The 22,498-nt window shown below is 76.4% G+C and carries 22 protein-coding genes; 8 read left to right on the forward strand and 14 right to left on the reverse strand.

Features of this window, described 5'->3' with window-relative positions:
* Window positions 1–21: 21 nt before the first annotated feature.
* The 4 genes from cydD (at window position 22) to ACFCZN_RS04060 (ending at window position 5,365) form a co-directional block, all read left to right on the forward strand.
* The gene (cydD, locus tag ACFCZN_RS04045; protein WP_430555898.1) at window positions 22–1,806 is read left to right on the forward strand and encodes a thiol reductant ABC exporter subunit CydD; all 1,785 of its coding nucleotides are present in this window, start codon (window positions 22–24) and stop codon (window positions 1,804–1,806) included.
* Entirely contained in the window at window positions 1,803–3,563 is a 1,761-nt protein-coding gene (gene cydC, locus ACFCZN_RS04050; protein ID WP_430555899.1) for a thiol reductant ABC exporter subunit CydC, read from the forward strand. The genes cydD and cydC overlap by 4 nt, the downstream gene beginning before the upstream one ends.
* Window positions 3,564–3,629: 66 nt before the next feature.
* The gene (locus ACFCZN_RS04055) at window positions 3,630–4,553 is read left to right on the forward strand and encodes an ABC transporter ATP-binding protein (RefSeq protein ID WP_429764017.1); all 924 of its coding nucleotides are present in this window, start codon (window positions 3,630–3,632) and stop codon (window positions 4,551–4,553) included.
* The gene (locus ACFCZN_RS04060) at window positions 4,550–5,365 is read left to right on the forward strand and encodes an ABC transporter permease (RefSeq protein WP_430555900.1); all 816 of its coding nucleotides are present in this window, start codon (window positions 4,550–4,552) and stop codon (window positions 5,363–5,365) included. Before ACFCZN_RS04055 ends, ACFCZN_RS04060 begins: the two co-directional genes overlap by 4 nt.
* Here ACFCZN_RS04060 and ACFCZN_RS04065 read toward each other — a convergent pair.
* Genes ACFCZN_RS04065 through ACFCZN_RS04080 form a run of 4 tightly spaced genes read right to left on the reverse strand, consistent with a single transcriptional unit; the run spans window position 5,362 to window position 10,364 of the window.
* Complete coding sequence (locus ACFCZN_RS04065) at window positions 5,362–6,984, reverse strand: phytoene desaturase family protein (protein WP_430555901.1); 1,623 nt, start codon at window positions 6,982–6,984, stop codon at window positions 5,362–5,364. The genes ACFCZN_RS04060 and ACFCZN_RS04065 overlap by 4 nt on opposite strands.
* Entirely contained in the window at window positions 6,981–8,345 is a 1,365-nt protein-coding gene (locus ACFCZN_RS04070) for a dipeptidase (RefSeq protein ID WP_430555902.1), read from the reverse strand. The genes ACFCZN_RS04065 and ACFCZN_RS04070 overlap by 4 nt, the downstream gene beginning before the upstream one ends.
* Entirely contained in the window at window positions 8,342–8,881 is a 540-nt protein-coding gene (locus ACFCZN_RS04075) for a hypothetical protein (RefSeq protein ID WP_430555903.1), read from the reverse strand. The genes ACFCZN_RS04070 and ACFCZN_RS04075 overlap by 4 nt, the downstream gene beginning before the upstream one ends.
* A 1-nt stretch (window position 8,882) precedes the next feature.
* Window positions 8,883–10,364, reverse strand: coding sequence for an APC family permease (locus ACFCZN_RS04080; RefSeq protein WP_430555904.1), 1,482 nt, complete (start codon window positions 10,362–10,364; stop codon window positions 8,883–8,885).
* 126 nt (window positions 10,365–10,490) lie between these two features.
* Between ACFCZN_RS04080 and ACFCZN_RS04085 the strand changes: the two genes are divergently transcribed.
* On the forward strand, window positions 10,491–11,429 hold the full coding sequence (locus ACFCZN_RS04085; RefSeq protein ID WP_429764011.1) for an NAD(P)-dependent oxidoreductase: 939 nt from the start codon (window positions 10,491–10,493) through the stop codon (window positions 11,427–11,429).
* 22 nt (window positions 11,430–11,451) lie between these two features.
* Here ACFCZN_RS04085 and ACFCZN_RS04090 read toward each other — a convergent pair whose 3' ends face one another.
* Window positions 11,452–12,216, reverse strand: coding sequence for a DUF3995 domain-containing protein (locus tag ACFCZN_RS04090; RefSeq protein ID WP_430555905.1), 765 nt, complete (start codon window positions 12,214–12,216; stop codon window positions 11,452–11,454).
* Window positions 12,217–12,276: 60 nt separating this feature from the next.
* Between ACFCZN_RS04090 and ACFCZN_RS04095 the strand changes: the two genes are divergently transcribed.
* Window positions 12,277–12,837 (forward strand): TetR/AcrR family transcriptional regulator, encoded by a 561-nt coding sequence (locus ACFCZN_RS04095; protein WP_430555906.1) that lies wholly within the window; start codon window positions 12,277–12,279, stop codon window positions 12,835–12,837.
* Window positions 12,838–12,858: 21 nt separating this feature from the next.
* Here ACFCZN_RS04095 and mutM read toward each other — a convergent pair whose 3' ends face one another.
* From mutM to coaD, 6 genes are all read right to left on the reverse strand, one after another.
* Window positions 12,859–13,803 carry a bifunctional DNA-formamidopyrimidine glycosylase/DNA-(apurinic or apyrimidinic site) lyase gene (gene mutM / locus ACFCZN_RS04100; RefSeq protein WP_429764008.1) on the reverse strand — a complete coding sequence of 315 codons (945 nt, stop codon included), beginning with the start codon at window positions 13,801–13,803 and terminating at the stop codon, window positions 12,859–12,861.
* Window positions 13,796–14,551 carry a ribonuclease III gene (gene rnc, locus ACFCZN_RS04105; RefSeq protein WP_429764007.1) on the reverse strand — a complete coding sequence of 252 codons (756 nt, stop codon included), beginning with the start codon at window positions 14,549–14,551 and terminating at the stop codon, window positions 13,796–13,798. Before rnc ends, mutM begins: the two co-directional genes overlap by 8 nt.
* Window position 14,552: 1 nt before the next feature.
* Window positions 14,553–14,747: a 50S ribosomal protein L32 gene (rpmF, locus tag ACFCZN_RS04110; protein WP_079574722.1), complete on the reverse strand. Its 195-nt coding sequence runs from the start codon at window positions 14,745–14,747 to the stop codon at window positions 14,553–14,555.
* Between the two features lie 2 nt (window positions 14,748–14,749).
* The gene (locus ACFCZN_RS04115; protein WP_429764006.1) at window positions 14,750–15,301 is read right to left on the reverse strand and encodes a YceD family protein; all 552 of its coding nucleotides are present in this window, start codon (window positions 15,299–15,301) and stop codon (window positions 14,750–14,752) included.
* 182 nt (window positions 15,302–15,483) lie between these two features.
* Entirely contained in the window at window positions 15,484–16,053 is a 570-nt protein-coding gene (locus tag ACFCZN_RS04120) for a hypothetical protein (RefSeq protein WP_429764005.1), read from the reverse strand.
* A 46-nt stretch (window positions 16,054–16,099) separates the two neighbouring features.
* The gene (gene coaD, locus ACFCZN_RS04125; protein ID WP_429764004.1) at window positions 16,100–16,585 is read right to left on the reverse strand and encodes a pantetheine-phosphate adenylyltransferase; all 486 of its coding nucleotides are present in this window, start codon (window positions 16,583–16,585) and stop codon (window positions 16,100–16,102) included.
* A gap of 84 nt (window positions 16,586–16,669) precedes the next feature.
* On the opposite strand from coaD, the gene ACFCZN_RS04130 reads away from it, so the two are divergent.
* Window positions 16,670–17,485: a GNAT family N-acetyltransferase gene (locus tag ACFCZN_RS04130; RefSeq protein WP_429764003.1), complete on the forward strand. Its 816-nt coding sequence runs from the start codon at window positions 16,670–16,672 to the stop codon at window positions 17,483–17,485.
* Here ACFCZN_RS04130 and rsmD read toward each other — a convergent pair.
* Genes rsmD through ACFCZN_RS04145 form a run of 3 tightly spaced genes read right to left on the reverse strand, consistent with a single transcriptional unit; the run spans window position 17,419 to window position 22,105 of the window.
* The gene (gene rsmD, locus ACFCZN_RS04135; RefSeq protein ID WP_429764002.1) at window positions 17,419–18,045 is read right to left on the reverse strand and encodes a 16S rRNA (guanine(966)-N(2))-methyltransferase RsmD; all 627 of its coding nucleotides are present in this window, start codon (window positions 18,043–18,045) and stop codon (window positions 17,419–17,421) included. The two genes, ACFCZN_RS04130 and rsmD, sit on opposite strands and share 67 nt — an antisense overlap.
* 26 nt (window positions 18,046–18,071) lie before the next feature.
* Window positions 18,072–20,327 (reverse strand): ATP-dependent DNA helicase RecG, encoded by a 2,256-nt coding sequence (locus ACFCZN_RS04140; RefSeq protein WP_430555907.1) that lies wholly within the window; start codon window positions 20,325–20,327, stop codon window positions 18,072–18,074.
* On the reverse strand, window positions 20,324–22,105 hold the full coding sequence (locus ACFCZN_RS04145) for a DAK2 domain-containing protein (RefSeq protein ID WP_430555908.1): 1,782 nt from the start codon (window positions 22,103–22,105) through the stop codon (window positions 20,324–20,326). The genes ACFCZN_RS04140 and ACFCZN_RS04145 overlap by 4 nt, the downstream gene beginning before the upstream one ends.
* A 107-nt stretch (window positions 22,106–22,212) precedes the next feature.
* Between ACFCZN_RS04145 and rpmB the strand changes: the two genes are divergently transcribed.
* The gene (gene rpmB, locus ACFCZN_RS04150) at window positions 22,213–22,404 is read left to right on the forward strand and encodes a 50S ribosomal protein L28 (protein ID WP_069984843.1); all 192 of its coding nucleotides are present in this window, start codon (window positions 22,213–22,215) and stop codon (window positions 22,402–22,404) included.
* Window positions 22,405–22,498: the final 94 nt, after the last annotated feature.

Genomic DNA, 22,498 nt, shown 5'->3' on the forward strand with positions numbered 1-22,498 from the left:
GCCGACCCCTGGCCTGATCCCGTGAAGCCCCTCGACCCCCGCCTGCTGCGGCGTGCGCGCGCGGCCCGGTGGTACGTCGCCCTGACCGCGGCCCTCGGCGTCGCCGCCGCCGGGGCCGTCGTGCTCCAGGCCTTCGCCATCGCGCACACCCTCGGGCCGGCGGTCACGGCGGGCAGCGCGGGCGCGCCGCTCGCCCTGGCCGACGTCGCGCCGTGGCTCGGGGCGCTCGTCGCCGCGATCGCCGCACGCGCCCTGATCGCCTGGGCGCAGGAGCGGTACGCGCAGAAGGCGGCGGCCGACGTCGTGGCCGAGCTGCGCGAGCAGGTCGTGGCGCACGCCGTGGCGCTGGGCCCGCGGCCGGCCGGGGACGGCAGCGAGGGCGAGGGACCCGCCGCCACGGCAACGCTCGCCACACGCGGCCTGGACGACCTGGGCCCGTACCTCGTGCGCTACCTGCCCCAGCTGCTGCTCACGGCGATCCTCACTCCGGTGCTCGTGCTGGTCGTGCTCGGCCTGGACTGGGTCTCCGCGCTGATCTGCGTCGTGACGCTGCCGCTCGTGCCGCTGTTCATGTGGCTGGTCGGCGTCATGACCGCGGGCGCCTCCGAGCGTCGGCTGCGCACCATCGAGCGGCTCGGGTCGCAGGTGCTCGACCTGCTGGCCGGGCTGCCGACCCTGCGGGCCTTCGGTCGCGAGATCGGGCCCGGCGCCCGCGTCCGCTCCCTCGGCGACGCGTCGCGGCGCGCCACGATGGGCACGCTGCGGATCGCGTTCCTGTCCGGGATGGTGCTGGAGCTGCTCACCACGCTGTCGGTCGCGATCGTCGCCGTCGGCGTCGGCCTGCGCCTCGTCGAGGGGATGATCGCCCTGGTGCCCGCCATCGCCGTGCTCGTGCTCGCGCCCGAGGTCTACCTGCCGCTGCGCCGCGTCGGCGCAGAGTTCCACGCGTCCACCGACGGCCTCGCCGCCGCCGAGCGGGCCTTCGCCCTCCTCGAGCGGCCGACCCCGACCGCGGGCACCACGCCCGCGCCGGCCCTCGCCGGCGCGACCCTCGTGCTCGACGGCGTCGGCGTGCGCGCCGGCGACCGCGGCGTCCTCGCCCCCGCCGGGCTCACGGCGCGGGTGCCGCTCGGCACCGGCCGCCCCGGCGGCGGCAGGGTCGTCGCGCTGCGCGGCCCCAGCGGTGCGGGCAAGTCGACGGCGGCGCTCGTCCTCCTGGGGCTGCTGCGCCCCGACGAGGGCCGGGTGCTCGTCGAGCCCGTCGCGCAGGGCGTCGGCGGGGCTCCCGTCGACGTGGGCCCCGTCGACCTGGCCGACGTCGACCCGGCCACCTGGTGGCCCCAGGTCACGTGGGTGCCGCAGCGCCCCACCCTGGCCCCCGGCACGGTGCGCGACGCCGTGACGGACGGTCGCCCGGTGCCCGACGACGCCCTGGCCGCCGCCGCCCGCACCACCGGCCTGGACGACGTCGTCACGGCGCTGCCGCTGGGGTGGGACACCCCGGTCGGGCTCGGCGGCACCGGCCTCAGCGTCGGGCAGCGGCAGCGGGTCGCGCTCGCGGCCGCGCTGCTGGACGGGGAGGCCCCCGATGACGGCGCTCCCCCGCCCCTCGTGCTGCTCGACGAGCCCACCGCGCACCTCGACGCCCGCGGCGAGCAGGTCGTGCTCGACACCGTGCGCGCCTGGCGTGACGCCGGGCGCACCGTCGTCGTCGTGGCGCACCGGGCGTCGCTGCTGGCGCTCGCGGACCAGGTGGTGGACGTCGCCGCGCACGCCGTCGGGCAGGCCGAGGCGGTGGCGTCGTGAACGCCGCCACCCGCCCCGCCGACCCGCTGCGCCGGGTGCTGCCCCTGCTGGAGGTGCGCTGGGCCCGCGTGGCGCGCGCCGTCGCGCTCGGCACCCTGGCGCTCGGGTTCTCCGTGGGCCTGGCCGCCGCCGCGGCATGGCTCATCGCCCGCGCGTCGCAGATGCCGCCCGTGCTGCAGCTCTCGGTGGCCGTCGTGGCCGTGCGCGCCTTCGGCACCGGCCGCGGCGTGCTGCGCTACCTCGAGCGGCTCGCCTCCCACGACGTCGCGCTGCGCGGCATGGCCGCCCTGCGCGCCAACCTCTACGACGCGCTGGCCCGCGGGCCGGTGACGCGCGTGATCGCGCTGCGCCGCGGCGACCTCCTCGCCCGCGTGGGCGCCGACGTGGACGCGGTGGGCGACGTCGTCGTGCGGGCGCTGATCCCGGCCGGGGTGGCCGCGTGCGTGGGGCTCGGCTCCGTGGTCCTGGTGGGGGCGTTCCTGCCCGCCGCGGGCGCCACCCTGCTCGGGTGCCTGCTGCTCACGGGCGTGCTGGCGCCGTGGCTGGCGTCCCGCGCGGCGGCGTCGGTCGAGCGCCGGGGCGCCGCCGCCCGGGCCGAGGTGACAGGGCGCGCGCTCGAGCTGCTGGAGGACGGTCAGCAGGTGCGCGTCGCCGGCCGGCTCGACGACCGGCTCGCCGGCCTGCGCGCCGCGGACGCGCGGCTCACCCGCTCCACCGACGACGGCGCGCGCGTCTCCGGCACATCGGCCGCGATCGACGCCGGGACGCAGACCCTCGCCGTGCTGTGCTCGCTGCTGCTCGGGCTCCCCGCCGTCGCGGCGGGCACGCTGACGCCCGTCGAGCTGGCGGTCGTCGTGCTCACGCCGCTCGCCGTCTTCGAGGCGACGTCGACGCTGCCCGCCGCCGCCGTCCAGCTGCGCCGGTCGCGGGAGGCCGCGCGCCGGCTGGTGGCCCTCCTGCCCGACCTGACGGACACCCAGCCCACCGGGGTACGCCGCACGTCCGACACGCTGCTGGAGCTCGACGCCGTCGACGCCGGCTGGGCGGACCGCACCGTGGTCGCGGGCGTCGACCTCGCGCTGCGGCCGGGCGGCGTCGTCGCGCTGGCGGGACCGTCCGGCGTGGGCAAGACGACGCTGCTGCTCACGGCAGCCGGGTTGCTGCCGCCGCGCTGCGGCGCCGTCCGGGCGGGCGACGGCGGCGCGCTGTTCGTCGCCGAGGACGGGCACCTGTTCGGCACCACCGTGCTGGAGAACCTCCGCGTCGCACGGCCCGACGTCACCGCGGACGACGCGCGCGACGCGCTCACGGCCGTCGGCCTGGACGCCTGGCTCGCCGGGCTGCCCGACGGCCTGGACGCCATGCTCGGCCCGGACGGCGCCGACGTCTCCGGCGGCGAGCGCCGGCGGCTCCTGATCGCCCGGGCCCTGCTGGCGCCCGCCCGCGTGCTCCTCGTCGACGAGCCCGCGGAGCACCTCGACGACGCCACCGCCGACGCCCTCGTCGCCACCCTCGCGGCGCACGCCCGCGACACCGGGCGCGCGGTCGTCGTGGCGTCGCACCGCCTCACGCCGCTCGCCGTCGCGGACGAGGTGCTGCTGCTCGGCACCGCCGACGGCGACGCCACGGGCAGCCCGGGGGGCGCCCCGGCGCGGGTGGTCACGCGCGGCCCGCACGACACGCTGCTGTGCGAGGACGCGGGCTATGCCTGGGCCGTGAGCCAGGAGGGGGCGCTCGCGGGTCCTCCCGTCGGCTGACCCGGCCCGTCGCCGTCCACCCCAGGGATGACGCCCCGGGCCGCGGAGCGCGGCTAGCGTCCGATGGTGATCACCATCGAGTCCCTCACCAAGCGGTACGGCGGCTTCGCGGCCGTCGACGACGCGTCGTTCACGGCCGCCCCCGGGCGGGTGACGGGCTTCCTGGGGCCCAACGGCGCCGGCAAGTCCACGACGCTGCGCATCCTGGTCGGCCTCGCCGAGCCGACGTCGGGCAGCGCGCGCGTGCTCGGCCGCCGGTACGGCGACCTACCGAACCCGGGGCTCGAGGTCGGGGTGCTGCTGGACGCGTCGGCGCAGCACGGCGGCCGGACGGGCCGCGAGACCCTCGACCTCGCCCGGCGCACGATGGGTCTGCCCGCAGCCCGGGTGGACGCCATGCTCGACCTCGTGGGCCTCACCGGCACCGAGAGCCGGCGCCGGGTCCGCGACTACTCGCTCGGGATGCGCCAGCGCCTCGGGATCGCCACCGCCCTCCTGGGCGACCCGCGGGTGCTCGTGCTCGACGAGCCCGCGAACGGGCTCGACCCGGCCGGGATCCGCTGGATGCGCGACCTCCTGCGCGGCTTCGCCGACGACGGCGGCACGGTGCTGCTCTCCAGCCACCTGCTCGCCGAGATCGAGATGATCGCCGACGACATCGTCATGATCGGCCGGGGCCGCATCGTCGCCTCCGGGCCTACCCGCGACCTGCTCGCGGGGGTCGGCACCCTCGTGCGGTCCGACGACGCCGCGGCGCTCGGCGCAGCACTCTCGGCGGCGGGGTTCCAGGTCACACCCACCGCCGACGGGGCGGTCGCGACCGACGCCGACCTGGCGGCCGCGGGGCGCGTCGCCTTCGGCGCCGGCCTCGCCGTGACGGAGCTGCGGACCGCCGACGGCGCCGGCCTGGAGGAGATGTTCCTCGAGCTCACTGCCGCCGACCAGCGCGACCCCGCATCGACCGTCACCACGAACGGAGCCGCCGCATGACCGCCGTCGACACCACCGCCTCCGAGCGCCCCGCCCCGGCCCTGGCCGGGAACCGCAGGCCCGCGCCCGTGCCGATGACCCGCCTTGTCGACGTCGAGGTGCGCAAGATGCTCGACACCCGCGCCGGCGCGTGGCTGCTGGTCTCCATCGCGCTCATCGCCGGTGCCGTGGTCGGTGCCGTGGCGGTGTGGGGGCGCGACGACGAGGTCGGCTTCGCCTCGTTCACGTCCATGATCGGGTTCCCGATGCAGCTCGTGCTGCCGATGGTGGCCGTCCTGGCCGTCACCAGCGAGTGGAACCAGCGCAGCGCCCTGACGACCTTCGCGCTGGTGCCCCGCCGCGGCCGGGTCGTCCTCGCGAAGGGGGTCGCGACCGTCGCGGTGGCGCTGGCCGCCGGCGTCGTGCAGCTCGCCGCCGCGGCCCTGGGCACCTTCGCCGCCTCCGCGTTCCGCGGTATCGACCCCGCCTGGGACCTGACGCTCGAACAGGCGTCGCGGGCAGCGCTGCTCGACGTCGTGGCCCTCGCCGTGGGCTTCGGGTTCGCCGTGCTGATCCGGGCGTCCGCGCCGGCCCTGGTGGCCTACCTCGGGTTCGTCCTGATCCTGCCGTCCCTGTCCGGCATGATCGCCGGCCTCGCCCCGTGGTGGGCCGAGCACGGCTCCTGGCTCGACCTGAGCCTGGCGATGAGCGTGCTCGGCGCGCCGGCGGTCACCGACGAGCAGTGGGCCCAGCTCGGGACGGCGGGGCTCGTGTGGATCGGGCTGCCGCTCGCCGTCGGCATGCGGCGGCTGCTGCGGGTCGAGATCCGCTAGCCGCCCTGACCGGAGGCGCCGAGCACCGCCATCGCCGCGGCGCGGCCGGGAATGCCGCTCACTCCCCCGCCGCGCCGCGCGCCCGCGCCGGCCAGCAGCACGCGCGGGTGCGCGGTCTCCACGCCCCAGGAGCCCGGGCGGTCGAGGCCGGCCTCGTCGTCCGGCGCCCACGGCCACGACAGGTCGCGGTGGAAGATGTGACCGCCCGGCAGGCCGACGTCCCCCTCCAGGTCCACGGGGCTGCGGGCCTCGAGGCAGGGACGCCCCTCGGCGTCGCGCAGCAGCACGTCCCCGATCGGCTCGGCAAGGACCGCGTCCAGCGACGCGAGCGTGGCCGCGAGCGCCCGCTCCCGGGTGGCGTCGTGCGTGGCGGCGTCGCCTCGGAACAGCCGCGCGGGCATGTGCAGGCCGAACAGGGTGAGCGTGTGGGCGCCCGACGCGCGCAGGTCCGGCCCGAGGATCGACGGGTCCGTCAGGGAGTGGCAGTACGTCTCGCACGGCGGCAGGTCGGGGATCTGCCCCGACGCCGCCTGCGCGTGCGCGGCCCGGAGCTGCGCGGCCGACTCGTTGACGTGGAAGGTGCCCCCGAACGCGGCGGCCGGGTCGACGCCGTCGCGGAGCCGGGGCAGGCGGCGCAGCAGGAGGTTCACCTTGAGCTGGGCGCCCTCGGGCGGCGCGGACGTGGCGCGGCCCGACGGCGCCGCGCCGGCCGCGGCCAGCAGGCGATCGAGGGTGGCGGGCGCCGCGCCGCACAGCGCCGTGCCCGCCGCGACCTCGTGGTCACGACCGTCCTCGTCGGTCCACGCGACCCGCGCCTCGCCGCCGCTGCCGGGGTCGACGGCGGACACCACGGCCCGCGTCATGACGGTGGCGCCGGCGGCGACGGCCGCGTCCCGCAGCGCCCCGGACACGGCGCCCATGCCGCCCACCGGCACGTCCCAGTCCCCGGTCCCGCCGCCGATCACGTGGTAGACGTAGCAGCGGTTCTGCGCCAGCGAGCCCTCGTCGAGGTCGGCGAACGTGCCGATCAGCCCGTCGGTGGCGACGACGCCCCGCACGACGTCGGAGGCGAACCGCTCGCGCAACGCCTCCCCCAGCGGCCGCTCGACGAGGTCGCGCCAGGTCGCGGCGTCGTCCACGAGGGCGCGGGCCTCGGCCCGCGACGGCAGCGGCTCGGTGAGCGTCGGGAAGAGCCGGCTCGCCAGGCGGCCGGTGGCGGCGTACCAGCGCTGCCACGCCGCGTGGTCGTCCGCCGCGCCGACGGCCGCGAACGAGCCCCGCGTGGCGGCGTCGTCCCCGGTGTCGACGAGCAGGCCGGCGTCCCCCACGGGCGTGTACGACGAGTACCGGCGGCGCCGGAGGGTCACCGGGAGAGCCAGCTCCTCGACGATCCGGCGCGGCAGGAGCGACACGAGGTAGGAGTAGCGCGACAGCCGCGCGTCCACGCCCGGGAACACCCGCGCCGACACCGCCGCGCCGCCCACGTGGTCGAGGCGTTCGAGCACCAGCACGCTGCGCCCCGCCCGCGCCAGGTACGCGGCCGCCGTGAGCCCGTTGTGCCCGCCGCCCACCACGACGGCGTCGTAGCGGGCGGCCGCCGGGCGGTGCTCCGCCGTCATGCGCCGAGGCGGGCCAGGAACAGCGCCTCCCCCACCGCCAGGTTCTCGATCTCGCTCGGGTGGACGCTCTCGTTCGGCGCGTGGATGAGGCAGGCCGGCTCCTCGACGCCGAGCAGCACGATCGCCGCGTCGGGGTACTGGCCCGCGAGGATGTTGCACAACGGGATGGACCCGCCCTGCCCGGCGGTCACGGTGGCGCGGCCGTAGGCGTCCGCGAGCGCCGTGGAGAGGGTCTCGAAGACGTGCCCCTCGGTGCGGGCGGCGAACGGCTGGCCCGGCGTGTCCCTCTCCACGGTGACGCGCACGCCCCACGGCGCGTGCGCCTCGAGGTGCGCGACGAGCTTGTCCTGCAGATCGCGGGCGTCCGCGCCGGGCGGCACGCGCAGGTTGAGGCGGGCCGCGGCGCGCGGCTGGATCGCCGCGGCCGACCCGACGACGGACGGCGCGTCGATGCCGAGGATCGTCACGACCGGGCGGGCCCACAGCATGTCGGCCACGGCGCCGTCGCCGAGCAGCCGCGTGCCCGGCAGCGCGCCCGCGTCGGCACGGAACTGGTCGGCGTCGTACCCGACGCCCGGCCACCCCCCCGAGGCCTCCACGCCGTCGATCGTCGTGTTCCCCTCGGCGTCGCGCAGCGAGGCCAGGAGCGCGACCAGCGCCGCGAGGGCGTCGGGCGCGGCGCCGCCGAACATGCCCGAGTGGATCTCGCCCTCGAGCGCCTCCACGCGCACGACGACGCTCGTCGCGCCGCGCAGCGACACGGTGAGCGTGGGCAGGCCGAGCGTCGCGTTGCCGGTGTCCTGGATGAGCATCGCGTCGGCGGCCAGGGCGCCCGGGTTCGCCTCCACCCAGCCGTCGAGGCCGCCGGTGCCCTGCTCCTCCGAGCCTTCGATCACGATGCGCACGCCCACCGGCAGGTCGTCGCCCACCAGCGACCGCAGCGCCCGCAGCGCCGTGAGGTGCGTGACGATGTTGCCCTTGCAGTCCGCCGCGCCGCGCCCGTAGAGCCGGCCGTCACGCTCCGTGAGCTCGAACGGCGGCGTGGTCCAGGCGGCGTCGTCGAGAGGCGGCTGCACGTCGTAGTGGGCGTACAGCAGCACGGTCGGGGCGCCGGGCGGGCCGGGCCGGTACCCGACGACGACGTCCGAGCCGTCGGGGGTGCGCTCGCGACGCGCGTCGTGGATGCCCTCGGCGCGGAACGCGTCGACCACCCACCGGGCCGCGCGCTCGCACTCCTCGCGCGGGAAGAGCCGCTCGTCCGCGACGGACGGGATGGCGACCAGGGTGCGCAGGTCGTCGAGCGCCCGCGGCAGCAGCGGCGCGACGGCGGCGCGCACGGCCTCGACGTCGGTGGCGGTCATGAGGTCTCCTCGGTGCTGGCATCGGTGCTGGCATCGGTGCTGGGATCGCTGGTGGGCTCGCCGGCGGGCTGGGTGGTGGTGTCGTCCAGGTTCAGCGAGTCGACGTAGGCGTCGAACTCGTCGAGCTGGTCGGGGCAGTAGGTCTCGATCACGAGGCGGTCGCCCTCGAGGCGGCGCTCGTCGAGCACGGAGGGCCGCAGGCCCGGGCCGGCGGCGCCGTTCGCCGAGCCCAGGTTCGCCGTGGCGTCCACGAGCGCGGCGGGATCGGTGCAGAACCCGCCGCCGTCGGACCCGAGCACCCGGGCGATGGTCTCCTCCGAGAAGGCCGTGATGCCGATGTCGGCGAACGCGGCGTGCAGGGTCGCGGCCTTCTGCTCCGCCTCGCGCTCGTCCTGCCGGTCCTGGTGGCCGGCGAACTGGATCATCATGATCGCGCCGAGCAGGATCAGCAGGACCGCGGCCGCCGTGTAGGTGATCCAGCGTCGCTGACCGCCGGTCCCGCGCCCGGCCTCGTGCGACGGCGTCGTGGTGGTCATCTCACGCCTCCGGCTCGTCGGTCGCGGCCACCTCGGGCGCGGGCTGCCGCCACGACGGCTTCCGCAGCCGGAGGAAGAGCCACGGGATGAGCAGGCCGATGATGCCGAGCCCGCCGCCGACGATGAGGATGTAGGTCCACACGGAACCGCTGGAGAACTGCGCGGGCGGCACGAACCCGATGATCATCGCGGCCACCGAGGCGAGGAACCCCACCACGCACAGGACCCCGAGCGCGGGGGCGCGATAGCCGCGCGGGTGGTCGGGCGCCGTGCGGCGCAGCCGCATCGCGGCGACGAACAGCAGCAGGTACATGATCAGGTACACCTGCGTGGTGATGACCGACAGGATCCAGTACGCGCTGGAGACGTCGGGGATGAACGCGTACAGCAGCGCGATGACCGTGGTGAACACGCCCTGGGCGACGAGGATGTTCTGCTGCACGCCGTTCTTGTTGAGCCGCTGCAGGAAGGGCGGCATGTAGCCCTCCTCGCGCGCCACCGTCAGCAGGCCCTTCGACGGCCCGGCGAGCCAGGTGAGCATGCCGCCGATCGACGCCGCGATGAGCATGAGGCCGAGGATCGGCGTCAGCCACGACACCCCGAAGTTGGCGAAGAACGCGTCGAACGCCTGCATGACGCCCGCGGTGAGGGAGAGCTGGTCGGCCGGGATCACCCAGCTGATCGCGACCGCCGGGAGGATGAAGATCACCAGCACCAGCCCGATCGCCAGGAACATCGCGCGCGGGAACTCCTTGCCCGGGTTGCGCAGCGTGTTCACGTGCACGGAGTTCATCTCCATGCCGGCGTACGACAGGAAGTTGTTGACGATGAGCACGAGGGAGGCGATGCCCGTCCACTGCGGCAGCAGGTGGGACGCGTCCATCGGGGCCGCCGACTGGTTGCCCTGCCCGAGGAACACGATGCCCAGGACGACGAGGATCGCCGCCGGGATCAGCGTGCCGATGATCAGCCCGGCGCTGGACAGGCCCGCCACCGTCTTCGTGCCCTGCGACGACACCCACACGCCGGCCCAGTAGATGACGACGATGACGATGGCCACGTACACGCCGTTGGACGCCAGGGCCGGGTTGATGACGTAGGCGAACGTGCTGGCCACGTACCCCAGCAGGCTCGGGTAGTAGAAGATCGTCATCGCGAACTGGCACCACACGGCCAGGAAGCCGAGCGGCTTGGACAGGCCCTCCGCCACCCACCGGTACACGCCCCCCGACCAGCCGGACGCCAGCTCCGCCGAGACGAGCGACGTCGGCAGCAGGAAGACCAGCGCCGGCACCACGTACAGGAACACGGCCGCGAGCCCGTAGACCGCCATCGTCGGCGCGGCCCGGAGGCTCGCCACGGACGACGTGATCATGAACGCGAGCGTGATCCACGTGACGTAGTTGCGCGGCGTGCGCGCCGTCATCGCCTGCCGCACCTGCTCGCGGTTCGGCGGCGCCGTCCCCGTCCCCGACGTCGTCATGCCGACCTCCTCGACACTCTGCCCATCCGGCGGACGCCGGCCTCTCGCACGATATGAGCGCAGGTCACGGGGCGCACGGCGAACGGCACCGAACCACCCGCCGGCGGGCTGCTAACGTCGCGAGGCGTGAAGCTCCTCGTGCCCGGCAACGTGCCCTTCGACCTGACGATCGACGTCCCCGGCGTGGAGGTGGCGCGCTACGTGATGCGCGACCCGGTGCCGGAGGAGCACACCGACGCCGACGCCCTGGTCACCTGGTCCAGCCCGCAGCGGGTCATGGAGGACGCCGCGCGCCGGATGCCGCACCTGCGCTGGGTGCAGACCCTCAACGCCGGCCCCGACCAGGCGCTCGCCGCCGGTTTCGCGCCCGACGTCGTCATCTCCTCGGGGCGTTCCCTGCACGACGCGACCGTCGCCGAGCACACCCTCGCGCTCGTCCTCGCCTCCGTGCGGCGCCTCGACCGCACGCTCGAGGCCCAGCACGAGCGCCGCTGGGACCGAGACCTCGGCAAGGAGCAGGCGAACCACGAGTCGCAGTTCACGCTGCACGGCGCCCGGGTCACGATCTGGGGCTTCGGCTCCATCGCCGCCGTCCTCGCCCCGCTGCTGGCGGCGCTCGGCGCGCGCGTGACCGGCGTCGCGTCGTCGGCGGGCGAGCGGTACGGCTTCCCCGTGGTGGCGTCGATCGACGAGGTCGCGCCCACGACCGACGTGCTCGTCTCGCTGCTCCCCGCGACCGAGGCGACGCACCACGCGGCGGGCGCCCGCGTGCTCGGCCTGCTGCCCGCGCACGCGCGGTTCGTCAACGCCGGCCGCGGGGCCACCGTCGACGAGGAAGCGCTGGTCGCAGCCCTCCGCGACGGCACGATCGCCGGCGCCGCGCTCGACGTCACCGAGACCGAGCCGCTGCCCGAGGACTCGCCGCTGTGGGACGCCCCGCACCTCATCCTCACGCCGCACGTCGCGGGCGGGCGGCCGCAGGGCGCGGCCGGCTTCGTCGCCGAGCAGGTACGGGCCTGGCAGGCCGACGGCGCCGCCGGGCTGCGCAACGTCGTCGCGCGCTGACGCCCCACCGATCCGCCGGGGATCAGGCGCCCAGCGCCAGCCCCGCCGCGGCGCCGGCGGCCAGCAGCCCGACGGCCGGCGTCCACCACCGGTCGTCGGCCCGGGCGAACCGGGTGCCCCGCACCCGCTTCGAGACACCCACGTAGCGCCCGTCCCCCACGACGCGGGCCAGCAGGACGACCAGGGCCGCGACGCCGAGCCCACGCCACCAGCCCCCGTCGGCACCGACGGCGAGGGCGACGATCACCGCCGCGTAGGAGACGAGCGCCACGACGACGGCCAGCGCCGCGACCGGCCCCGGCCGGACCACGGGCTCGCGGGTGCCGCGGCGCTGCGGCAGCACCCGGCCCGCCCCGGCCGTCGCGCCCGACGCCCAGGCGGCGTGGAAGCCGGCGGCGACGAGCGCGGCGAGGACGGCGGCCCCGGCTCCCGCCCACAACGCTGCCTCGGGGATCGCCCCGCCGGCCCCGAGGGCGAGCAGTCCCGCCGCGGCGAAGATCGGCCAGGCGAGGTGGCCGGGCACGGAGGCGAAGATCAGGGTTCCGGTGGCCAGGCACAGCACGCCGACGGTGACCGGCACGGACCAGCCGAGCAGCATCGCGGCGAGCGCGTACCAGGCGAGCGACAGCGCGTGCCAGACGGCGCGGATCAGCCGGCCGTCCCAGGGATGCGCGAGCCGGGTGCGCCAGCCGGGCGAGGCGAGGAGCGGGCGGACGATCACGTGCTCCCCGAGCACGGCGTGCAGCGTGGCGACGACGGCGAGCAGGACGGCGGCGGCGATCGACATCGGATCCTCCATACGGTGGCGTACGGTCACGGTAACCGTACGGTGGCGTATGGTCAACGGATGGGTTCGCTCTCCGCCGCCGACTGGGTCCGCGCCGCCGCCGGGAGGCTCGCAGCGGACGGCGTCGACGCCGTCCGCGTCGAGCCCCTCGCGCGCGAGCTCGGCGTCTCCAAGGGCAGCTTCTACTGGCACTTCGCCGACCGGGCCGCCCTGCTCGACGCCCTGCTCGAGCACTGGCGCACCGTCGGCACCGCCGGCGTGATCACCCGGGTGGAGGAGGCCTCCGACGACCCGGCCGACCGGCTGCTCGGGCTCCTGCGCCTGGCCTTCGAGCACGCGGGCGGCGGGCCCGGCGCGGTCCTCGACGGCCGGTTCGACGGCGCCGTCCGCGCCTGGGCCGCCCACGACACCCGCGCCCGCGACGCGGTGCACGCCGTCGACGGGGCACGGACCGCCTACCTGGAACGCCTCCTCATCGGAGCCGGCGCCCCGGACGCCCCGCGGCGCGCCGCGATCCTCTACCGCGCCCTGCTCGGCGAGTACGCCATGCGCAACGCGGGGGCCGGCGCGCTCGACCGGCGTGCGGTCGACGACCTGGCCGCCTGGGCCCTGGGCCGGTGAACCGGCGGCGTCAGGAGCGCGTCACCAGCGGCCGTTGCGCGGCCGCGGCTGGCAGACCGGGCAGGTGTACGACGAGCGGTTCATGAACGCGTCCCGCCGGATCGGGGCCCCGCAGCGCGGGCAGGGCTCGCCCTCGCGGCCGTAGGCGGCGAGGCCGCGCGCAAAGTAGCCGGACTCGCCGTTGACGTTCACGTAGAGCGCGTCGAAGCTCGTCCCGCCCTGTGCCAGGGACTCGGCCATGACCTCGGCGGCGGCGTCGAGCGCGCGGCGCACCTCCACCGGCCGCAGCCGGTCGGTCGCGCGAGCGAAGTGCAGGCGGGCGCGCCACAAGGCCTCGTCGGCGTAGATGTTGCCCACGCCGGACAGCAGCGTCTGATCGAGCAGCGCCCGCTTGATCCCCGTGCGCCGCCGCCGGATCGCGGCGACCACCGCGTCGGCGTCGAACGCGGGGTCGAGAGGGTCCCGGCCGATGTGCGCCACCGGCTCCGGCACGGCCGGCAGGTCGCTGCCGAGGCCGCCGGGGGCGCCGTCGGACGTCGGCTCCAGGTCCACGACGGACAGGTGACCGAACGTGCGCTGGTCGACGAAGTCGAGGTACTCCGCGCCGCTCGGGGCACCGGTCAGGTGGAGGCGGGCACGCAGGTGCGGGTGCGCCCAGTCGCCCGCGACGGCGGGGTCGCGCACGAGCAGCTGCCCGGACATACCGAGGTGCGCGAGCAACGCGGCCGCGGGGGCGGCGTCGGCGGTCCCCGGCGCGTCGCTCTCGAGGGGCAGCCAGAGGAACTTGCCGCGCCGCACCGCGGCGGCCAGGCGCCGGCCGCGCAGCTGGTCGGCGAACCCCGCGGGGCCGCCGTCGTGCCGCCGCACGGAGTAGTCGCGGAACACCTCGACGTCGCGCACGACGGCGCCCACGACGAACCGGTCGAGGCCGTCGCGGACGGTCTCGACCTCGGGGAGCTCAGGCACCGGCGGCGTCGCCCGTCACGCCCGACGCCGGCTCGACGCCCGGCACGGGGACCTGCTGCAGGGCGCGGTACGCCTCCTCGGCGGCGGCCTGCTCGGCGTGCTTCTTCGCGGAACCGGTACCGAGGCCCAGCACCGGGCCGGCGGTCACCTGGGCGTGGAAGACGCGCGCGTGCTCGGGGCCCTCGCCGGTGACCTCGTACACGGGGGCGCCGAAGCCGCGCACGGCGGCCGCCTCCTGCAGCGACGTCTTCCAGTCGAGCCCCGCGCCGAGCCCGGCGGCGGCGTCCAGCGTCGTGTCCACGAGGCGGTGCACCAGCTCGCGCGCCGGCTCCAGGCCGTGCGACAGGTAGGTGGCGCCGATCAGCGCCTCCACGGTGTCGGACAGGATCGAGTCCTTGTCGAACCCGCGGGTGCGGAGCTCGCCCTTGCCGAGCAGCACGTAGCCGCCGAGGTCGAGGCGGCGGGCGATCGCCGCGAGCGCACGCTGCGACACCGTCGCCGCGCGCATCTTCGCCAGCTCGCCCTCGGACTGGTCGGGGTGACGCCGGTAGAGCGCCTCGGTCACGACCAGCCCCAGCACGGTGTCGCCCAGGAACTCGAGCCGCTCGTTGGTCGGGATGCCCCCGGCCTCGTGCGCGAACGACCGGTGCGTCAGGGCAAGCACGAGAAGCTCGGGATCCAGGTGGACCCCGAGCTTCTCGAGAAGAGCGGTCGGCTCCGGCCGGGGCCGGTTGCCGGATGCAGGCATGTCAGCCCGCGTGCTCGGTGCGCAGCGCCTCGGCGTACTGGCGGCCCTTGTAGGCACCGCAGGTGGGGCACGCGGCGTGGGACAGCTTCTGCCCCTTGCAGCTCGGGCACGTCGTGAGAACCGCCGCGGTGGTCTTCCACTGCGAACGGCGCGCACGGGTGTTGCTGCGCGACATCTTGCGCTTCGGAACAGCCACGGCTAGCTCTCTTTCGTCTCGTCGGACACGCTCGAATCCTCGAGCATGGTCTGCAGCGCCGACCACCGGGGGTCGACGAGGTCGTGATGGTGGTCCGGGTCGTCCGCCAGCCGCGCCCCGCAGACGGAGCACAGGCCGGGGCAGTCCGGACGGCACAGCGGTTGAAATGGTAGTGCAGTCACGAGGGAATCCCGAACCGCCGGCTCGATGTCGGCCTGGTCGTCGACCAGGACCGGCTCGTCCTCGGCGTCCTCGTCCCCGGACTCCTCCGCCGCCTGCGCCCTCTCGGGGTAGGCGAAGAGCTCCTGCACGCGCACCGTCACCTGCTGGGAGACCGGGTCGAGGCAGCGCACGCACTCCCCCACCGCCGTGCCGCGCACGACGCCGGACACCAGCACCCCCTCCATGACCGACTCCAGGCGGAGGCCCAGGGTGAGGTCGTCGCCCTCGGGCACGCCGATGACGGCGGTCCCCATGTCCGCGGGGGCGGGCACGACGCGCGCGACCTCCTCCATCGAACCGGGTCGCCGAGACAGCTCGTGCGTGTCGAGCACGAGCGGCGAGGGCTTCGCGGTGGCGATGGCAGGCTCCGATGAACAGGGGTGGACCCGACGGGCGGGAAGGGGGTGGGGCCCGGACTCGGGCCAGCGACCTAGTCTAGGCCATCCTGGCGCCGCGGCGCAGCACGCCCGGGAGTGACGCGCCTCTCACGCCTGGCGACGACCGACGGCGCAGGTCAGGAGCGCCGCTCCTGCGGCCAGCGCGGGTCGGCGACGGCGTCCCACCGCACCCGTGGCGCCCCCTGCTCGAGGCGCTCGGCCAGCTTCTCCCGACCGGCCCGCACCTGGTTCGTCAGGGCCTCGAGGTCCTGCTGGAAGTCCGCCAGGCGCCCGTCGCAGTACGAGTCGGCGTCGGTGCGCAGCGCCGCCGCGCGCGTCTCCGCCTCCGCGACCACCTCCGCAGCCCGCGACTGCGCCTGCACGACGACCTGCTCGGACTGCACCAGCTCGATCGCGCGGGCGCGGGCGGCGGCCACGATCTCCTCCGCCTGGCGGTGCGCGTCGTCCAGGGTGTCGCGGGCGGCCGCGAGCACCTCGTCGGCGCGGGCCACCTGCGTGGGCAGCGCGTCGCGCAGCTCGTCCACGAGCGCGAGCGCCTGGTCGCGGTCCACCTTCACGTTGGTCGACAGCGGCACGGAGCGCGCGTTCTCGACCAGCGCGGCCAGGTCCTCCAAGATGTCCAGCAGCCCGCCGGCCGGGTTGTCCCCCTGGCCGGTCCCGGTCGTGGTCTCGGTCGTCTCGCTCATCCCCTGCTCCTTGCCCTGCTGCTCGGTCCAGCTCATCAGCCCTGCGTCATCTGCGGAGGGCGGCTCGCACCGCGTCCGCGACGCCGTCCGGCACCAGGTCGTCGATCGGTCCCCCGTACCGGGCCACGTCCTTGACCAGCGACGACGCGACGTGCGCGTACCGCTGCTCCCCCGGCACGAAGACGGTCTCGATCCCGGTCAGGTGTCGGTTCATGAGGGCCATCGGCAGCTCGGAGTCGAAGTCCGCGCCGCCGCGCAGGCCCTTGACCACCGCGACCGCCCCGCGCTCCCGGCAGAAGTCCACCAGCAGCCCGGGCACCACCTCGACCCGCACGTCGGCGGTCTCCGGGTCGGCCGCGAGCGCCGCCCGGGCCAGCTCCACCCGCTCCTCGGGGCCGAGCAGCGCGTTCTTGGCGGCGTTGCGGGCCACCCCGACCACCACGACGTCGAACATCCGGCGCGTGCGCCGCACGATGTCGAGGTGGCCGAGCGTGATCGGGTCGAACGACCCGGGGCAGACGGCGATGCTCACGCCGTCACGCTAGTACAGCGGTGTCGCGATCCCCGGGAGCCCGGTCGGGGTGCCGTCACCCCGCGACGGGGACACCCTGGGGGCATGACCGACGACGCCACGCCCCACCCGTCGCCCGCGGAGCCGACCGTGGTGCCCCTGACCGGTGCCGCCCAGGTCGACTCGCTGTGGCGGGACGTCCTGGCGCCGTCCTTCCCGCCCGACGAGCTCACGTCGCCCGACGACCTGCGGGCCGGCCTCGCCTCCGGCGAGCTCACGGCCTACGGCGTGGAGCGGGACGGGCGGGTGGTCGCCGGGATCGTGGCCTCGTGGTCGCGGGCCACGCAGGTGCTGCTCGTGGACTACCTCGCGCTGGCGCCCGGGCACCGTGGCGGCGGGGTCGGCGGTCGGCTGCTGGACCGGTCGCTCGCCGGGTGGCGCGAGGAGCTGCACCCGGTGATCGTGCTGGCGGAGGTCGAGCACCCCGGCCACCACCCCGTCCACCCGACCCATGGCGACCCGGCGGCCCGCCTGCGCTTCTACGCGCGGCACGGGGCGCGTGCGCTCGCCCTGCCCTACTTCCAGCCGGGCATCGGGGGCCCGGGGTCGCCGCGGGTCCCCGCGATGCTGCTGGTGGCGCTCGGGACGGAGCCGGGCGCGGGCTCGGTGCCGGCCGCCGCCGTGCGCGGCTTCCTCCTCGAGCACCTCCGGGAGTGCGAGGGCACCGTGCCCGGCGACCCCGCGGTCCGGCGGCTGCTCGACGCGGCGGCCGGGGAGTCCGTGGCGCTCGTCGACCCGGCCCACGCCGAGGCGCTGGCCGCCGTACCCGTCGCCGTCCTCGAGGGGGCGGAGCGCTACGCCCCGCCGGCCCCCGGGGCGTCCGGCGCGGCGGCCCCGGCGGGGTCGGCAGGCTCGGCGTAGTGCACCGCCGTCTCGCCGTAGTCCTTGCGGGCGAACGCCTCCATGCCCGCGGGCCAGACCGGCTCGGGGCTGCGGGTGGACCGCTCCACCACGACGACGGCGCCCGCGGCCAGCACCCCGGGCGCGGCCAGATGTGCCAGGACCGTCGCGAGCGCGTCCTCGGCCAGGTCGTAGGGCGGGTCGAGGAAGACGACGTCGTACCCGGACGCCCCGGCCGTCCCGGCGGACGGTGAGGCACCCGCCGCGAACCGCTCCGCGGAGTCGGCGACGACGCGCACCTCGCGCTGCAGGCCCAGGGTCGCCACGTTGCGGCGGGCGACGTCCGCCGCCCGCCGGTTCGCGTCCACCAGCACGACCGCGGCGGCGCCGCGGCTCGCGGCCTCGAGGCCGAGCGCGCCGGAGCCCGCGTACAGGTCGAGCACCCGCGCGCCGTCCAGCACGTCGAGGTGGTCCAGCCGGGAGAAGATCGCCTCGCGGACCCGGTCGCTGGTGGGTCGCGTGCCCTTCGGCGGCACCTGCAGCGAGCGCCCGCCGAACCGGCCGGCCACGATCCTCGTCATGGCGCCGAGCCTAACCAGTCGACGGGTCACGCCCTCTCGAGGAACTCCTCCTGCTCGTCGTCCAGCTGGGCGGCGATCGCCGCGCGCAGCTCCGGGTGGGAGCCGAGCTCGAGGTCCGCGTCGACGACGGCGGTGGCCTCGCGCCGCGCGTCGGCGATGAGGTCGGCGTCCTGCACGACGCGCAGCAGCCGCAGCGAGCTGGACCGGCCGGACTGGGCGGCCCCGAGCACGTCGCCCTCGGAGCGCAGCTCGAGGTCCAGGGTCGCGAGCCGGAAGCCGTCGGTCGTCTCTGCGAGCGCCTCGACCCGGGTCGCGGCGGGCGTGCCGGGCTGCGCCGTCGAGACCAGGAGGCACAGCCCGGGTGCCGCGCCGCGCCCGACGCGGCCGCGCAGCTGGTGCAGCTGGGACAGCCCGAACCGGTCGGCGTCGAAGACGACCATCACCGTGGCCTCGGGTACGTCCACGCCCACCTCGATCACGGTGGTGGAGACCAGCACCTGCAGCTCGCCGGCCGCGAACCGCGCCATCGCGGACTCCTTGTCCGCGGGCGCCATCTGACCGTGCAGCACGCCGACGTCGAGCCCCGCGAGCGCCGGCGTCTCGCGCAGCATGTCCGCCACCTCGAGCACGGCGCGCAGGGGCGGGCGCTCGTCCCCCGCGCCGTCGCCGTCCACGAGCTCGAGCAGGTCCGGGACGTCGTCGAAGTCCTTCGCCGCGGCCCCGCCCCCGGCGGGCAGGTCGTCGTCAGGGTGGATCCGCGGGCACACGACGTAGGCGCGGTGACCCTTGTCGACCTCCTCGCGCACGCGCGACCAGGTGCGCTCCATCCACCGCGGGTTGCCGGCGGGGACCACGTGCGACGTGATGCCGGCCCGGCCGGCCGGCACCTGCGTGAGCGACGACGTCTCGAGGTCGCCGAACACCGTCATCGCGACCGTCCGGGGGATGGGCGTGGCCGTCATGACGAGCACGTGCGGAGCCACCCGCCCCTTCGCGCGCAGCGCGTCCCGCTGCTCGACGCCGAACCGGTGCTGCTCGTCGACGACGACGAGGCCCAGGTCCGCGAACTGCACCTGGTCGCCCAGCAGGGCGTGCGTGCCCACGACGATCCCCGCCTCGCCGCTGGCCGCCTGCAGCAGCGCCTCCTTGCGCGCGGCCGCGCCGAGCGAGCCGGTGAGCAGCGCCACCCGGGTACCGTGCGCGGCCCCGCCCAGCAGTCCGCCCTCGGCCAGCGGCCCGAGCAGCGACCGCAGCGTGCGGGCGTGCTGCGCCGCGAGCACCTCCGTGGGCGCCAGCAGCGCGGCCTGCCCGCCGGCGTCGACCACCTGCAGCATCGCCCGCAGCGCCACGACCGTCTTGCCGGACCCCACCTCGCCCTGCAGCAGCCGCTGCATGGGGCGTGCCTGCGAGAGCTCGTGTGCCAGGTCCTCGCCCACCGAGGCCTGCCCCTCCGTCAGCGTGAAGGGCAGGCCCGCGTCGAAGTCGGCGAGCAGGCTCGGCTCCCCCGGGCCGCGGAGGGGACGGGCGGTGGCCTCCTGTTCGGCGGCGTGCGCCCGGCGCTGCGCGAGCGCCGCCTGCAGCACGAAGGCCTCCTCGAAGCGGAAGCGGTGGCGCGCCTGCTGCCACGCGCGCTGGTCGACGGGGTGGTGGATCGCGCGCAGGGCGTCGAGCCGGCCCGGCAGCCCGTGGAGGGCGCGGACCTCGTCGGGCACCGGGTCCTCGACGTCCGCCTCGGTGAGCGGGTCGAGGACCGTGCGCACGGCCCGCTGGATGCGCCAGGAGGGCACGGACGACGACGCGGGGTAGATGGGGATGGGGCGGCTCGCCTCGAACATCGCCTCCTCGGCGTCGTCCGCGTCGACGCCCACGAGGACGTAGTCCGGGTGGGTGAGCTGGCGGGTGCCGCGGTACTCGCTCACCACCCCCGTGAACAACCCCACGCGCCCCGGTCGCAGCTTGTCCTCGTGCGGCCGCAACGCGCCGGCACGCTTGGCGAAGAACGTCAGCGCCAGCTCGTGCCGGCCGTCCGTGACGACCGCCGACAGCATCGCGCCCGCGCGCGAGCGCATGGTCCGGACCGTCGCCCGCGCGACCCGCGCCATCACGGTGACGTGCTCGCCGAGCACCAGCCTGTCCATGTCCGTGAGCGTGCCGGGGTCGCCGTACCGGCGCGGGTAGTGCCGCAGCAGGTCCCCGACGGTGACGAGCCCCAGCTTGGCGAGCGGGCCCGCGCTGCGGGCCCCCAGCACCTTGGTCAGCCCCTCGCCCTCGCGCCCGGTCATGCGCGACCCTCCGCCGCGTCGGCGTGGAGCGGCTCGACGCCGATCGCCACGTGGTCCCCGGGGCGGCCGGTGCGCATGACGACGACGTCCGCGCCGTCGGACACGGCCGCGGCCCTCGACGCGAGCACCTCGACCGTGGCGTCGGGGACGTCGTCGTCCGGCAGCAGGGTGACGATCGCGGTCGGGGAACCCGCCACGAGCCGCTTGACGACCGCGCCGACCGTGACGGCCGGGCCGCCGCCGACGCGCAGCCCGGCGACCACCGCGCCGACGGCGTCGGGGACGCCCGCGTCCTCCTCCCGGGGGTCGTCGAGCGTCGCCGCCAGCGCGGACATCCCCGCCACGAGGTGCACGTCCCCGGGCGCGACGACCCGCACGATCTCGGGTGCCGCCTCGGGTTCGTCCGCGGCCTCCGCCCCGGGGCCCGCGGGGTCGGGCTGCAGCGCCTCGGGCGCGAGGACCAGCACCCGCGGGGCACCCGCCCCGACGGCCGCGGCGACGAGGTCCGCCGCGGTCGGGGGGACGTCGAGGTCCAGGACCACGACGGCGCCGCCGCGCGCGAGCTCCGCGGCCAGCGCCGGCGCGGCCGTCGTGACCACCACCGCCCACCGGTCGGGCGGGACCGCGAGGTGGCGCACCGACACCCGCGACACGGCGCCCCGCGACGCCCAGCGCCGTGCCACGCCGAGCGCGGCGTCGAGGTCCGCGGTGTGCACGTGGGCCTGCCAGAGCGACCGGTCGGCGTCACCCGCGCCCGCGCCGTCCTCGGCGCCGCCGCCCACGACGACGACCGAGCTCCCGACGTCGTCCAGGTCGGCGCGCAGCGCGTCGGCCACCGCGCCGGGGCTGAAGTCGGCAGCGGACGCCGACCGTTCCAGCACGAACATGAGCTCGACGTCGTCCGTCGCGACGCCGCCGTGCTCGTGCTCGTGCCGGCCGGCGTCACGGACGCCACCGGACGCCGCGCCCTGGTCGGGCGACGACGCGTCGTCGCCCCCCGCGGCGGGCGCGGGAGCGGCATGACCGACATGGCCGCGCAGGTCGATGTCCAGCAGCACGGGGCCGATGCTGCCGGACGCCCCCGACACTCCCTCGGCGGCCGCCCGCTGCGCCGCCGCCAGCGACAGCAGCACGAGCACCAGCCCGCAGGCGCCGGCGTCGAGCACGCCCGCCGCACGCAGGGGCTCCAGCGCCCCCACGCTGCGCAGCGCCGCCTCCCGCGCGCCGCGGCACGCCGCGTCGGTCGTGGACAGTCGTGCGGCCGCCCCGGCGGGACCGACCATCCCTCCCGCCTCGGCGTGCCGGGCCGCCGCCGCGGCGGACTCCGCCGCCGTGAGGATCGTGCCCGGTGCCGGGTGCGCGACGGCGCGGCGCGCGGTCCGGGCCGCGGTGTCGAGCGCGATCGCGAGGCTGTCGCCCCGCGTGGCCGCGACCGTGAGGCCGCGGAGCCACTCGCTGAGGATCACCCCGGAGTTCCCCCGGGCCCCGAGCAGCGCGGCCCGGGCGGCCAGCCGCAGGAGCCGCGCACCACCCGCGTCGGCCGGCGCCACGCGGACGGCCGCCGCGGCGTCGCGGATCGTGAGGTACATGTTGGTGCCGGTGTCGCCGTCGGCCACCGGGAAGACGTTCACGCGGTCGATCTCGGCGCGGGCCTCCGCCAGGGCGCGGGCGGCGGTGCTCACCCAGGCACGGACGACGGCGGCGTCGAGGAGCTCGGGCTGCTGCACGCCCCCCACGGTAGCGGTGAGGGACCCCACGTTGAGGGGCACTCCCGACATCGGCTATCCTCGTGTGGTTGCCCGGCTTGTTCCGGGCTCCCCCAACCACCAAGCTTCACGTCCTGCTGCCCTGGCGCGGGTCGTGTCACGACGATTCAGGAGAGACCGTGGCTGCCAACTGCGACGTCTGCGGCAAGGGCCCGGGCTTCGGGCACAGCATCTCGCACTCCCACATCCGCACGAAGCGCCGCTGGAACCCGAACATCCAGCGCGTCCGTGCCGTGGTCGCGGGCACCCCCAAGCGTGTGAACGTCTGCACCTCCTGCCTCAAGGCGGGCAAGGTCACGCGCCAGGCCTGAGCCTGCGCACCGGGCACGCCCGGTGCATCGACGCTTCCACGAGACGCCCGTCGGGATCTTCCCGACGGGCGTCTCGTCGTCCCCTCGCACACCC

This window comes from Isoptericola sp. NPDC056134 (genome assembly GCF_042264825.1).
GTDB lineage: Bacteria > Actinomycetota > Actinomycetes > Actinomycetales > Cellulomonadaceae > Isoptericola > Isoptericola nanjingensis.